The 12837-nt window shown below is 60.8% G+C and carries 10 protein-coding genes and 1 pseudogene; 3 read left to right on the plus strand and 8 right to left on the minus strand.

Annotated features, from left to right (window positions below):
• Positions 1–12: 12 nt before the first annotated feature.
• Both OB03_RS03880 and OB03_RS03885 read right to left on the minus strand, forming a co-directional pair.
• Entirely contained in the window at positions 13–1236 is a 1224-nt protein-coding gene (locus OB03_RS03880) for a BaiN/RdsA family NAD(P)/FAD-dependent oxidoreductase (protein ID WP_461343286.1), read from the minus strand.
• 58 nt (positions 1237–1294) lie between these two features.
• Complete coding sequence (locus OB03_RS03885; protein WP_461343287.1) at positions 1295–1606, minus strand: GNAT family N-acetyltransferase; 312 nt, start codon at positions 1604–1606, stop codon at positions 1295–1297.
• A 335-nt stretch (positions 1607–1941) separates the two neighbouring features.
• On the opposite strand from OB03_RS03885, the gene OB03_RS03890 reads away from it, so the two are divergent.
• Positions 1942–3288 carry a TonB-dependent receptor plug domain-containing protein gene (locus tag OB03_RS03890; protein WP_461343288.1) on the plus strand — a complete coding sequence of 449 codons (1347 nt, stop codon included), beginning with the start codon at positions 1942–1944 and terminating at the stop codon, positions 3286–3288.
• Positions 3275–5284, plus strand: a complete 2010-nt coding sequence (locus tag OB03_RS03895; protein ID WP_461343289.1) for a TonB-dependent receptor domain-containing protein — start codon at positions 3275–3277, stop codon at positions 5282–5284. The genes OB03_RS03890 and OB03_RS03895 overlap by 14 nt, the downstream gene beginning before the upstream one ends.
• A gap of 73 nt (positions 5285–5357) precedes the next feature.
• Here the strand turns inward: OB03_RS03895 and polA are convergent, their stop codons facing one another.
• From polA to nepR, 6 genes are all read right to left on the minus strand, one after another.
• Positions 5358–8261: a DNA polymerase I gene (gene polA, locus OB03_RS03900; RefSeq protein ID WP_461343290.1), complete on the minus strand. Its 2904-nt coding sequence runs from the start codon at positions 8259–8261 to the stop codon at positions 5358–5360.
• A gap of 104 nt (positions 8262–8365) precedes the next feature.
• The gene (gene obgE / locus OB03_RS03905; RefSeq protein ID WP_461343291.1) at positions 8366–9433 is read right to left on the minus strand and encodes a GTPase ObgE; all 1068 of its coding nucleotides are present in this window, start codon (positions 9431–9433) and stop codon (positions 8366–8368) included.
• Positions 9434–9577: 144 nt separating this feature from the next.
• Positions 9578–9715, minus strand: coding sequence for an entericidin A/B family lipoprotein (locus OB03_RS03910; RefSeq protein WP_242912407.1), 138 nt, complete (start codon positions 9713–9715; stop codon positions 9578–9580).
• A gap of 96 nt (positions 9716–9811) precedes the next feature.
• Entirely contained in the window at positions 9812–11554 is a 1743-nt protein-coding gene (phyK, locus tag OB03_RS03915; protein ID WP_461343292.1) for a sensor histidine kinase PhyK, read from the minus strand.
• A 4-nt stretch (positions 11555–11558) separates the two neighbouring features.
• Positions 11559–12167 (minus strand): sigma-70 family RNA polymerase sigma factor, encoded by a 609-nt coding sequence (locus OB03_RS03920; protein WP_242912405.1) that lies wholly within the window; start codon positions 12165–12167, stop codon positions 11559–11561.
• The gene (gene nepR / locus OB03_RS03925; protein ID WP_242912404.1) at positions 12164–12361 is read right to left on the minus strand and encodes an anti-sigma T factor NepR; all 198 of its coding nucleotides are present in this window, start codon (positions 12359–12361) and stop codon (positions 12164–12166) included. The genes OB03_RS03920 and nepR overlap by 4 nt, the downstream gene beginning before the upstream one ends.
• Before the next feature lie 203 nt (positions 12362–12564).
• Here nepR and phyR point away from each other — a divergent pair.
• A pseudogene (gene phyR, locus OB03_RS03930) lies at positions 12565–12837 on the plus strand (anti-anti sigma factor/receiver protein PhyR); the annotation flags it as partial.

Below are 12837 nucleotides of genomic sequence, written 5' to 3' on the forward strand. Positions count from 1 at the left end.
GTCGCAGGTGCCTTAGACGCTCTGACCGGCGACCCAGCCGGACGACCACGCCCATTGGAAATTATAGCCGCCGAGCCAGCCGGTGATGTCGACGGCCTCGCCGATGAAATAGAGGCCCTTCACGTCTTTGGCCTCCATCGTCTGTTGGTCCAGCTGGGTGGTGTCGACACCACCCAGAGTAACTTCAGCCGTACGATAGCCCTCGGAACCAACGGGTTTGACGCTCCAAGCATTGGCGCTTTCAGCCAGAGCGCGCAGTTTCTTGTCGCCCTGTTCGGCCAGCTTGCCTTTCAGACCCGCGCGCTCGCACAGCACCTCGGCCAGACGGCGCGGCAGGATGTGGCCCAACGCCGTGTGGACCATCTGTTTGCCGTTGTCGTTCTTGGCTTCCAACAACAAGGCAGCGACATCCTTGTCCGGTGCCATATCGACGCTAATGGCCTCGCCTTCGCGCCAGTAGGAACTGATCTGGAGGATAGACGGACCGGATATGCCGCGGTGCGTAAACAGCAGGCCTTCACGGAACTCGGTCGGCTTGGCGGGGCGACCCGCAGCCGCATCGTTCGGAGCCTTGTGGCGCACCACAGCGTCCAGCGACACACCGGCGAGCGGCTTCAGGCTGTCCAGCAAAACAGGGTCGAACGTTAGCGGTACTAGTCCGGGGCGCGTATCGGTTACGCGTAAACCGAACTGTCGTGCCACCTCATAGGCCCAGCCGGTCGCGCCCATCTTGGGGATCGACTTGGCCCCCGTCGCGATGACAACCGACTGCGCCTCGACGCGCGAGCCATCATCCATATCGATGCTGTAAAGTGTGCCCGACTTGGTGATCTGCTTGACCCCAAGGTTCAGCGACAAGGTCACGCCTGCGGCGCGCATCTCGTCGGTGAGCATCTTGATGATGTCCTTGGCGCTATCGTCACAGAACAACTGGCCCAGCGTTTTCTCGTGATACGGAATGCGGTGGCGCTCGACCATCTTGATGAAGTCGTGCTGCGTAAACCGCTTCAGCGCCGACAGGGCAAAGCGCGGGTTCTCGCCCAGATAGGCGGCGGGATGGATACCCAGATTGGTGAAGTTGCAGCGACCACCACCCGAGATGCGTATCTTCTCGCCGGGTGCCTTGGCGTGATCGATCACGCGCACGCGGCGACCGCGTTTGCCCGCTTCGATAGCGCACATCATACCGGCGGCACCGGCACCGACGATCAGGACATCTAGGGTGTTGTTCTTCATTCGCCTGCCCTAGCAGGCGTGGGGCGGGAAAGCGAACCCGCCCTTGGTCCTGACCGGATCAGAGGCCCAGAACAGCCTTGTAACCGTCCTGAACCAGATCGCGGTACTCGTCCGGATGCTTCTGGATATAGGCGGCGAAGAAGGTGCAGGTGGGTAGGATTTTAAGCCCCTTGTCGCGGATATCCTGCAGCACGTGCTTGGCCAGACGCGAGGCAATGCCGCGTCCTTCCAGTTCCGGCGGAACCAGTGTCTTGGATACCAGACGGCCCCCCGCAACGTTGTTGTACTCGACGTACGCAAGTTGACTGTCAATCTCCAACTCGTAACGGTGGAGGTTATCGTTATCGATGATGTTAATGTCTAACGCCATGATCTAATCCTGTGATGTTTTTTGGCAACTCGTAGAACTAATATCAGACTCTTTGGCCCCAAACTGCGCGGTGTATTTTATTCAAAATCAATCGTTACAGTACAAAAGTCAACACCTGCAGATAACGATGATTGTTTAAATATTCCAAATATATGATGCCTGGACAATAACCAATATAAACCGGTTATCGTAGAAAAGCGTGACAATAAACTTTGCAGTATTATCGGAGTGTTTTGAAGTAACCCGCAATTCTTGAGGGTGGATGGCGGGCAGTGAATGTGTCTAACTTGTGTCTGTAACTAGACATGCCGGTGTCGGACCGGTCGGAGAGACTCATGATCACCATGCGAAACGCGCTGCTAAGCTCGACAATGATTGTCAGTGCTGCGGCCATGGCCATGCCGGCCTACGCCCAGAGCACCACAACCCAACCCGAAGAAGAGGTCACTAGGGTCCAGGAGGTTGTCGTTACAGGCTCGCGTATTCGTCGTGACCCGGCTACCGCACCTACGCCGTTGATACAGATCAGCAAGGACGAACTTCTTGAGACCGGCCAAAGCTCGGTTATCGAATATCTGGCGACCATTCCCGCCCTGATGAACTCTCAAGTTCCGTCTGACACGACCGCAGGTGTGCTGAATGCAGGCGGCCTGTCGCTGCCGAACCTTCGCTCGCTGGGTGCGGGCCGTACTCTGACCCTTGTTAACGGACGCCGCCACGTTGGCTCGGCTGCGGGTTCGCTGTCGGTCGACTCGGACGTTATTCCCCGCCTGCTGCTCAAAAACGTCGAAATCGTCACCGGCGGCGCATCGTCAATCTATGGTGCGGACGCGGTTTCCGGCGTGCTGAACTACACGCTGCGCGAAGATTTTGAAGGTATCGAGATCGATGCCCGTGCGGCCCAGATCAATCAGGACGGGCAGATGCAGTACCGCATCGCGGGTCTGGTCGGTCGCAACTTCTTCGACGAGCGCCTGAACCTGTATGGCTATGGCGAATACGAAAAGGGCGACCGCCTGGACGGCGCGGATATCGACTGGCTGGCTCGAGGCTGGGGCTTCACCGGCAATGATGCCGATCCCACGTCCGCACCGGCAGACGGAGTGTGGGACGCTGCACTTTATCGCGACCTCCGCTCGCTCCAGCTCGTGCATTGGGGGCAGGTCACCTTGGCGGGTAATTATCAACCCAGCCCGCTAAATAATCCGCTCATCTCGCCCTCGGCCCAGTGCACCACCAGCATCACCCAGTCGATGTGTTACGGCGTGGACCCCAGTCGCACGTGGGTCTTTGATGGCACGACCGCGCGCTTGGCCAACTTTGGTGACTGGGTTCAAAAGACCGGTACCAACCGCGTTACAAATGTCGGCGGCGACGGTCTGAACCCGAACACGACGTTCAACGTCGATGCCATCTACCCCGCCAGCGAGCGTGTGTTGTTTCAGGCCGGTGCAAACCTCAAACTGACAGACAGCGTCAATCTGCACCTTGAAGCCAAATACGCAGACGAGACGACCGACCTCGCGACCGGCTTTGTCTTTGCTGACGTCTATATCGGCAATGTGGGTTCGGCCACCAACTCGGCCCAGATCCTTAGTGCGCGGACCAGCAGTCCCTCGGCCTTCCTGACCCGTCTGGGCAATGCCTTCCTGCCCGCAAATCTGCGCGATGCGATCGTCTAACCGCCAGCCGGTTTACTGCCTGACCGCTGCGGGCTGCGCGGGCGGCGTGCCTTATGGCGGTGTGGTCAGCACTTCGACGGCCATGCCGTTTGCCCGCTATTCGGCCTGGACCCTGCCGCGCCCGCAGCACAACGAAAAGCAACTGCAGCGCTATGTCATTTCGCTGGACGGCGAGATCGAGCAACTCGGCTTCATCAAGAACCTGAACTGGGACATCGGCTATACCTATGGCCGCGTCGACAACAAGAACTACGAGCGCTCTGTTGATGGCGAGCGGTTCAGCTACGCGCTGGACTCGGTTGTGGACACGCTGGGGACCCTCGGCACGCCGGGCGCTATTGTCTGCCGCGTACAACTGGCCACTGCGAACGGGGGCTTGGTTACCAACCGGAACCCGTTCGATCCGCTGACCGGCCAAGGCGTTGGTCCCGCCCAGATCGGTGCTGACGACCCCGACATAAAACAGTGCGTGCCGCTGAACATCTTCGGCGAGGGCAACCAGTCCGCCGAAGCGCTGAACTATGTCCGCTCGGAAATCGTCGTCGACCAGATGAACGAGCAACACGACGTCATGGGTGTCGTGTCTGGCCAACTGTGGGACTTCTGGGGTGCGGGCCCGATTGGTCTGGCCCTTGGCGGCGAATGGCGCAAAGAAGCGACCGAAGGTACCGGCCGCGACCGGACGACCGCTGGCCGCTGGCTGATGTCGAATACCGGTCCTGACTTCCTCTACCGCGACTACTCGGTGAAGGAAGGCTTTGCCGAAGTCAGCATCCCGCTCTTCCGTGAAAGCGTGCTGGGAGACTATGCCGAGTTCACTGCGTCGTACCGCGCTTCGGACTTCTCGCACTTCGGCAAGAGCGATGTTTACGGTGTGAACCTGGTTTATCGCCCGGTCCAGGATCTGGCCTTCAAGACCAGCGTCAATACCTCGGTTCGCGCGCCTTCGCTGAGCGAAAACTATGCGCCAGCGACCCAGACCTTTGCCCAGCCGACCGACGTTTGCGACTCGCGCCAAGTCAACAACATCATCGACGATGAAGTGAAACAGCGCCGGGCCGCAAACTGCCAGCTTCTGGCCGAAGGTCTTGGCTTCGCTCCGGGCACCTTCAACTTCACCGATCCGAATGCGCCGAACGCCTTCCGTCCGGAGTATCCATCCAGTGTCGCCGGCTTTAACCAAGGCAATGAAAGCCTGCAGCCGGAAGAGTCTAAATCCTTCACCTTCTCGGTGGTGGCCCAGCCGCGATTCATCCCGAACTTCCAGCTGGTTCTCGACTATTACGAGATCACGATTGATCAGGTCATCGCCGCCGTGGGTGTCGGAACCAACGTCGGTCTGTGCGTGTCCGGTCCAGAAGGCACTCTGGTCACCCAGAACTGCGATCGCGTGACGCGCTCGCCGGTCGACGATCCGGCAACGCCGCGTGACGACCGGATGGTGATCACCTCGTTTGTTCAGGACTCCCTGAACTACGCCAAGCGCGAAGTCCGGGGTCTGGACTTCACGACCCGCTACCACTGGGATCTCAGCAACTTCGCCGGTCGTGATCTGGGCCGCTTGGATCACAGCCTGAACGGTTCGTGGCTGATCGAGCAAAAGAACTTCAACAACATCGACAACCCTGCGGACTACACAGCGTCTGAAGGCGGCGTCTTCTATCCGCGCGTTCGCTTTGCCTCGACACTGACGTGGCGTCCGAACGAGAAGTTCTCCCTGAGCTGGACGGCGGACTGGCAGTCGGCACAGGACCTGAACCGCCGCACCGGTACGGTCACCAACTGGGACAACCGCGAGGCCCGTTATCACCGTCTGGAGAACTTCATGCGGAACGATCTGACGGTTCGGTACAATGTGCGTGATGACCTCACCCTGCGTGCCGGTGTCGTCAACATGTTCGATGCAGAGCCGCCGGTATGGGTGGGTGGAAGCTTCTACTCCAACCTCGACCCGTTCGGCCGCCGCTTCTCGATCGGCCTGAACTACAAGCGCTAATCGCGCAGGCCAAAGCCCAAACTAAAAGGGCGTCCGGATCAACCGGACGCCCTCTTTTTTGCGGTCGTTCAGATCAGTGCGCCTGATCCCAGTTGGCCGCAGCCTTGGCTTCGACCTCCAGCGGGACACTGAGGGCAACGACCGGTTCAGCCGCCTTCTCCATCACCGACTTGATGATCTTCAGCGCCCGTTCGGCCTCGGCCTCGGGCGCTTCGAACACCAGTTCATCGTGCACCTGCAGCAGCATGCGGGTTTGCAGGCCAGCATCCTTGAGGGCTTGCGGCATGCGGATCATGGCGCGGCGAATGATGTCGGCAGCAGCGCCCTGAATGGGGGCGTTAATGGCCGCCCGCTCGCCGAACTGGCGCTCGGCACCCGACTTGGAGTGGATCGCCGGAATGTGGATGCGGCGACCGAAAATGGTCGAGACATAGCCGTCGCGCTTCACCGTCTCCTTGATGCGATCCATGTAGTCGCGGATGCCGGGGAAGCGCTCGAAATAGGTCTTGATATAGGCACCGGCCTCGCCCTGATCGATGCCCAGCTGGTTGGCCAGACCGAAGGCCGAGATGCCATAGACGATACCGAAGTTGATCGCCTTGGCGCGGCGGCGCGTCTCGGACGGCATGCCCTCGATCGGCACGCCGAACATTTCCGAAGCGGTCGCGGTGTGAATGTCGAGGCCGGCCTTGAAGGCTTTCTTCAGCTCGGGGATGTCGCCGATGTGGGCCAGAAGGCGAAGTTCGATCTGGCTGTAGTCCGCACTGATCAGCACATGGCCGTCACGCGCGATAAAGGCCTGACGGATTTCGCGGCCCGTCTCGGTGCGGATCGGGATGTTCTGAAGGTTCGGATCGGACGACGACAGGCGGCCCGTCGAGGCGGCAGCCAGCTGATAGCTGGTGTGCACGCGCTCTGTCTTCGGGTCCATCGCTTCCAGTAGGGCGTCGGTATAGGTGCTCTTCAACTTGGCAAGTTGGCGCCAATCAAGGATGGCGCGCGGCAGATCGTGTGTCAGCGCCAGCTCTTCCAGAACCGACGCATCGGTGCCCCACTGGCCCGACGCAGTCTTCTTGCCACCCGGCAGGTTCATGTCGCCAAACAGGATCTCGCCGATCTGTTTGGGGCTGCCGATATTGAAGGGGCGACCCGCGATCTCGTGCGCCTTCTTCTCCAGTTCATCCATACGCAGACCAAAGCTGCTGGACAAACGGCGCAGCAGGGCGGGGTCGATGCGGACCCCCGCCAGTTCCATATCCGACAGAACCGCAGGCATCGGGCGCTCTAGCGTCTCATAGACGGTCAGCAGGCCCTGTTCAGCCAGCTGCGGTTTGAGGATTTGCCACAGACGAAGCGTTACATCGGCATCTTCAGCCGCGTATTCAGTCGCAGCCTTCAGCTCGACATGTTTGAACGACTTCTGGCTCTTGCCGGTGCCGCAAACCTGTTTGAACGGGATGCATTCATGGCCCAGCAGGCGGCGGGCCTGTTCGTCCATGCCATGCGCGTGCAACCCTCCACCCAGCACATAGGACAGCAACAGGGTGTCATCTATCGGACCCACGGTGATCCCGTAGTTCGCCATGACGGTGATGTCGTATTTGCCGTTCTGCATGACCTTCAGAACGGCAGGGTTTTCCAGCAGCGGCTTGAGCGCTTCCAGAGCTTCGGCGCGGTCGATTTGAACGACCGGCGCAGCCTCGGACGGCTCGTCACCGAACAGGCCGCCGCCCGTCGCCGAGGGCTCGTTCGCGTGGGCCAGCGGAATATAGCAGGCCTGATTGGGACCGATGGCCAGCGACAGGCCGACCAGTTCGCCGTGGGTCGAGGAAAGGCAGTCGGTTTCGGTGTCAAACCCCACCACGCCCGACGACTGCGCCCGCGAAATCCAGGCTTGAAGCGCCTCGATGGTCGTCACGCACTCATAGGCGCTGCGGTCGAAAGTCTGGGCATCGGCGGCTACAGTGGTGTCGCCATAGCGCGGGGTAGCCACGGGAGCCGAAATCGGCACAGCGCGCTTTGGTGCAAAGGCCGACGTGCCGTTGTCCGTTGTCTTGCCATCGCCGACACGGCGCAGCAGCGAGCGGAACTCCATCGTCTCGAGGAAGTCGGCCAGTACAGCGGGATCGGGATCGCGCAGGACGAAGTCCTCGACCGGTTCGGGGGCAGGCGCATCGCACGTCAGCTTGACCAGTTCGCGCGACATGCGGATCTGGTCCGCAAAATTGATCAGGGTCTCACGGCGTTTGGGCTGTTTGATCTCTCCGGCCCGCTCCAGCAGGGTGTCGAGATCGCCGTACTCGCCGATCAACTGGGCAGCGGTCTTGGGACCGATACCGGGGGCACCCGGTACGTTATCGACGCTGTCGCCTATCAGGGCCTGAACATCGACCACGCGGTTCGGGGCAACGCCGAACTTCTCCATGACGGCTTCTTCGGCCAGCACGCGGTCCTTCATCGGGTCCCACATAACGACGCCGTCGCCGATCAGCTGCATCAGGTCCTTGTCGGACGACACGATGATCGCTTCGCCGCCCGCATCGCGCACCTTGCAGGCATAGGTGGCGATCAGGTCGTCGGCCTCATAGCCGGCCAGTTCGACACAGGGTACGCCGAAAGCCTTGGTGGCTTCGCGCACCAGCGGGAACTGCGGCACAAGGTCCTCGGGTGCAGGCGGGCGGTGGGCCTTGTAGCCATCATAAAGATCGTTGCGGAACGTCTTTTCCGAGTGGTCGAAAATGGCGACCAGGTGGGTCGGGCCATCCTCGCCCTTAGTGTCCTTCAACAGCTTCCACAGCATGTTGCAGTAGCCCTGAACCGCACCGACCGGCAGGCCGTCGGACTTGCGTGTCAGCGGCGGCAGGGCGTGATAGGCCCGGAAGATATAGGCCGAGGCATCGATCATCCAAAGCCGCACGGGTTTGTCCGTGGCAGAGGTTTCTGGTGCGGCGGCGGTGTCGGTGGTCGCTTCGGTCATGCCACTACAATAGGGTGCCTCAGGGCCGTCGTCATCCGGCAAACAAAACCCCGTCCAGTCTTTCGACGGAACGGGGTTTGAAAACCATCAGGGGCAGGGACCGACTAAAGCGGCGACCAGCCACCCGGGGTCTCATAGACCGTGTCGTCTTCCTCTTCGACGACCACATTGAGGTCGCCGCGCAGCTTGCGCACCTCCGCATAGGCAGCGCGAAGAAGTTCTGTCACGCCTTCGCCCGACACGCCCGAGACCTGCAGCGGACGACGTCCGGCCACGGCTTCGAGCGCATCGGCCTTTTCGATGCGCTCTTCCTCGGTGAGGGAGTCGATCTTGTTCAGGGCAAGGATTTCCGCCTTGTCCGCCAGACCGTCGCCGTAGGCTTCCAGCTCGCCACGGATGATGTTGTAGGCACCCACAACATCTTCCTGCGTGCCGTCGATCAGGTGGATCAGGCTGGCCGAGCGTTCGACGTGGCCAAGGAAGCGCGTGCCAAGGCCCGCACCCTCGCTGGCCCCTTCGATCAGACCGGGGATGTCGGCAATCACGAAACGCTCGGTCGGCGACAGGTCAACCACACCAAGGTTTGGCACCAGAGTGGTGAACGGATAATCCGCCACCTTGGGCTTGGCCGAAGACACGGCCGACAGGAACGTTGACTTGCCCGCATTCGGCAGACCCGCCAGACCAATGTCGGCGATCAGCTTCAGGCGCAGCCAGATCCACATCTCCTGGCCTTCTTGGCCCGGATTGGCGTGGGTCGGGGCCTGGTTGACCGGACCCTTGAAGCGGGTGTTACCCCAGCCGCCATTGCCACCGGCCAACAGGCGCACGCGCTTGCCCGCCTTGTCCATGTCGACGAGGACGGTTTCCTTGTCTTCCGACAGCACCTGCGTGCCGACGGGAACCATAAGAACGATGTCCTCGCCCTTGCCGCCGTGCATCTGGCGGCCCTGACCATGGTGACCGGTCGGGGCTTTGAAATGCTGTTGGTAGCGATAATCGATCAGGGTGTTGAGGCCATCCTTGGCTTCAATCCAGATGTCGCCGCCCTTGCCGCCGTCACCGCCATCGGGACCGCCGTTCGGGATAAATTTCTCGCGCCGGAACGACACGGATCCCGCGCCGCCGTTACCGGAGCGGATATAGATTTTTGCCTGATCGAGGAACTTCATGCGCGCCTTATGACCGAAGTCCGTGGCTTTTTACAGGTCACACACGCACCGGGGCTGGATTCCGGCCGCGAAAAGGGGCTCCTTCCAACGGAAAGAGCCCCTGACAATGCTTACGCTTACAAAAGCTGTAGCCTGGTCGCGACCTTAGTTCTTGGCGTCGCGAGCAGCACCTTCAACAGCGTTACCGGCGGCTTGGGTATCGCGGCCCAGACCTTGAATGGTGTTGCATGCCGAGGTGGTAAGAGCGGCAGCAACGACTGCCAGTACAACGAGTTTACGCATCACGTATCTCCCAATGATTCATCGGCAATTCGGCCTGGGAAAGAAACGTCGCGCCCCCAATCTGGTTCCGCTGTCCGGCGCGGGACGGCTCACGAGTCAGAAGGTGGACGCTGCGGTATGCTCTTCCAGCTTCGGCGTCTGGAAGACCAGAGTGGCAAGCGTCCCCCCGCTCGGGGCCACCGTTGTACTCACCGTGCCGCGCAGTTGCTTGGCAAAAGCCGTCATGAGGGTCAAACCCACCCCATTGTTCGCTTCGCCCATACCCGGACCATCGTCCTCGACCTCCAGCGTACTGGTATCGCCGTTCACGCGGAAACGGACCTTCAGCTCTCCACCTCGTCCGGCAAAAGCATGCTTCTGGGCGTTGGAAATGGCTTCAACCAGCCATAGCGCCATAGGAGCCAGCTTTTCAGGATCGATGTTGAGCGGATCGGCCTCGATAGAGCTCTTCACCAGAGGGCCACGCAGGGATTCGGACGCCACGAGATGGCCGACCAACTCTGTGAGGAAGACTTCCGCCTCGGCGTGTCGAATATCCTCGCCCTGATAAAGTGTCCGATAAATCAGCGCCAAGGCCGATATCCGCTGGCGCGTGTCACCCAGCGCCGAGCGGGCCGCAGGGTCGTCGACAGCCCGCTGCTGCATGGAGAGCAGCGACGAGATGATCTGCAGGTTGTTCTTCACGCGGTGGTGGATTTCGCGCAGCAGGGCGTCTTTTTCCTGCAGGGCTTCGGTTAGGGCGGCATCTCGTCGGGTGATGTTGTCGGCCAGCTCGTCCATAGTCTTGGCGAGGTGGCGTATCTCCGACGGAGCGTTCTCGGCCTGAACAGGGCGGATCGTATAGCGGCCGCGCGCATAGATGGCGGCGATCCGGTCCATATAGTCCAACCAGCGGATAATGATCCGTTCCGAGGCCAGCATGACGGCCGCAAAAGCGGTCAACCATGCCGCCAGCGGCAGCATCAGGAACCGGATAGGATTGTTACGCGCCCAGAACCACGGAGAGGCCGAAGGGGCCGATATCACGGCATAGACGTTCTGGCCTTCCAGACGCGAGGCGGCATAAAGGCGGTTGGCTCCATCTACGCCCTTGGCGCGCAGGATTTCGCTCCTGCCGCTGGACTGGGATTGCAGCCACGCCTTCAGATCGGGGACAGCAGGGGCAAACGCGGCCCCCTGACTGGACGTCAATAAGCGGCCATCGGCGTCAAACAGGGCCATGCTGGCCCCTGGGGGCAGGGCAGGGTCATTCGTCGCCGGTGTCAGGACCGAGGTGGGAATAGTAGCGACCAGCACCCCGTCAAAGCCGCCAAGCGGGCGCGTCGCGCGCTGCGCAAGGATCAGTCGGCTATTTTCGCCTTCTCCATCCAGTGCCACCACCCGGTGGCTTTCGCCGCGCGCCAGCGACCGGAACCACCAGCGCTCGGTGACTTGAGCGAACGGCTCGGCACTCTGGGTGTTGGACGCGCAGACGGTCCGTCCTGCGGTATCAAATCTATAGAGGTCTTTGACGTCGTCGATGGCACGGACAATGCCGCTGAAACGTCCGTTGCAGTCGAAGCTCTTACCCTCGGGCGCAATCAGTCCCAACAGCACACTGACGCGGTCAAAGGTCGACTCAGCGTCACGCACGCTGTTTTCGGCAGAGATCTGCAGATCCGTCTGCAGCGCCTCTATTTGCTGGAGATATTCACCCCGGACCTGTATCAGGCCGAGCAATATGAACGGCAGCAGGGCCACGGCCATGGCTAGCCCCAGCCGCGCGCGGATACCCTCGATGCGCTTGCGGCGGCGTGTGTCGCTGGTGCCCCCCAGCCATCTCCGCAGGACCTGCGGCACCACCCTATTCTCGCGAGGCGCCGCTTAGCCGATCTGCGTCGGCCAAAATGGAGCGCATGGCATCGCCTGCGGCCTTGCCGTCACGGGCATAACCGCCACGCTCCAGTGCTGCCAGCAGTGCCTTTCTGGCGCGCGAGACACGGCTCTTGACCGTACCGACCGCGCAATCACAGATCGCTGCCGCCTCTTCATAGGCAAAGCCACCGGCCCCCACGAGAATAAGCGCTTCGCGCTGTTCTTCGGGAAGGGTTTGCAGCGCCATACGCAGCTCGTCCAGAGCCACTGGTGCCTCCGGATCGTCCACCGCGATCAGTGTGCGTTCCGCAGCTTCCTGATCCAGTTGGGTCGAACGCCACGAGCGACGCTTTTCCGAATAGAATTGGTTGCGCAGGATCATGAAGGTCCAAGCCTTCATGTTCGTGCCCATCTGATAGGACGCACGCGCATCCCACGCCTTCATCATCGCCTCCTGGGCGAGATCATCGGCGGCGGTAGGATCGCCCGTCAGCGTACGGGCAAAGGCGCGAATGTGGGGGATGAGGGCGACAAGTTCTTTCTTGAAGCCGTCGTCATCCGCGGAGGGCGGCTTGGGAGCCGCGCCGGTTGATGTCATGCCCCACCTGTATTGTCGCGTTGGTCCGCTCGTCGCAGGATGGCAAGAAACTCATCCGGCACCGGTTCGTTGACAACCTCGTCAAAGATGTGACGCAGCTTAACGCCGATGGCTTGTTGCCTCAGTCTCGCTTCATCGAGATCGAGGTCGTCAGGCTCGCCTGCCTGGCTAAGAAGTTGAGATTTTTCAGACATAAACTCTCGGACCGTCCCCCGCTCCGACCCTGCTCGGCCGGACACGTATGTGTGCTTAACGCGTCTACAGGCTTTACTGTTCCGGCACCCTAGCTGAAATATGTAAAACGTACGGTAAAGGTTGGAACTGCGGCTAAGGTTCTTCGTTTAACCTTTCCGTCGTATGGCTGAATTGTCCGTCAACGACATCGGGGATTTCCAGAATGAGCCTTCTGGCAAGATTAGCGCCACACCTTCCGTATGTTCGGCGTTTTGCGCGTGCTTTGACCGGTGACCAGTCTACCGGTGATCACTACGTCCGTGTTGCCCTTGAGGCGCTTGCTGCAGGCGAGCGTCAACTTCCGGCCGACATGACGCCACGAGTAGCCCTTTACCACATTTTCCATGCCATCTGGTCCTCCACTGGGGCCCAGCTTGAGGATCATGACTCTGCCGCGTCGTCCGACGAGAACAATGCCGCGCGTCGTCTGATGAAG

Source organism: Brevundimonas sp. GN22 (genome assembly GCF_054824005.1).

Excerpts from the sequence above, each read along its gene's own strand:
- obgE (WP_461343291.1), bottom strand. The coding sequence starts at position 9,433 with ATGAAGTTCCTCGATCAGGCAAAAATCTATATCCGCTCCGGTAACGGC.
- nepR (WP_242912404.1), bottom strand. The coding sequence starts at position 12,361 with ATGTCTGAAAAATCTCAACTTCTTAGCCAGGCAGGCGAGCCTGACGAC.
- OB03_RS03890 (WP_461343288.1), top strand. The coding sequence starts at position 1,942 with ATGATCACCATGCGAAACGCGCTGCTAAGCTCGACAATGATTGTCAGT.
- OB03_RS03895 (WP_461343289.1), top strand. The coding sequence starts at position 3,275 with ATGCGATCGTCTAACCGCCAGCCGGTTTACTGCCTGACCGCTGCGGGC.
- OB03_RS03920 (WP_242912405.1), bottom strand. The coding sequence starts at position 12,167 with ATGACATCAACCGGCGCGGCTCCCAAGCCGCCCTCCGCGGATGACGAC.
- OB03_RS03910 (WP_242912407.1), bottom strand. The coding sequence starts at position 9,715 with ATGCGTAAACTCGTTGTACTGGCAGTCGTTGCTGCCGCTCTTACCACC.
- OB03_RS03885 (WP_461343287.1), bottom strand. The coding sequence starts at position 1,606 with ATGGCGTTAGACATTAACATCATCGATAACGATAACCTCCACCGTTAC.
- polA (WP_461343290.1), bottom strand. The coding sequence starts at position 8,261 with ATGACCGAAGCGACCACCGACACCGCCGCCGCACCAGAAACCTCTGCC.
- OB03_RS03880 (WP_461343286.1), bottom strand. The coding sequence starts at position 1,236 with ATGAAGAACAACACCCTAGATGTCCTGATCGTCGGTGCCGGTGCCGCC.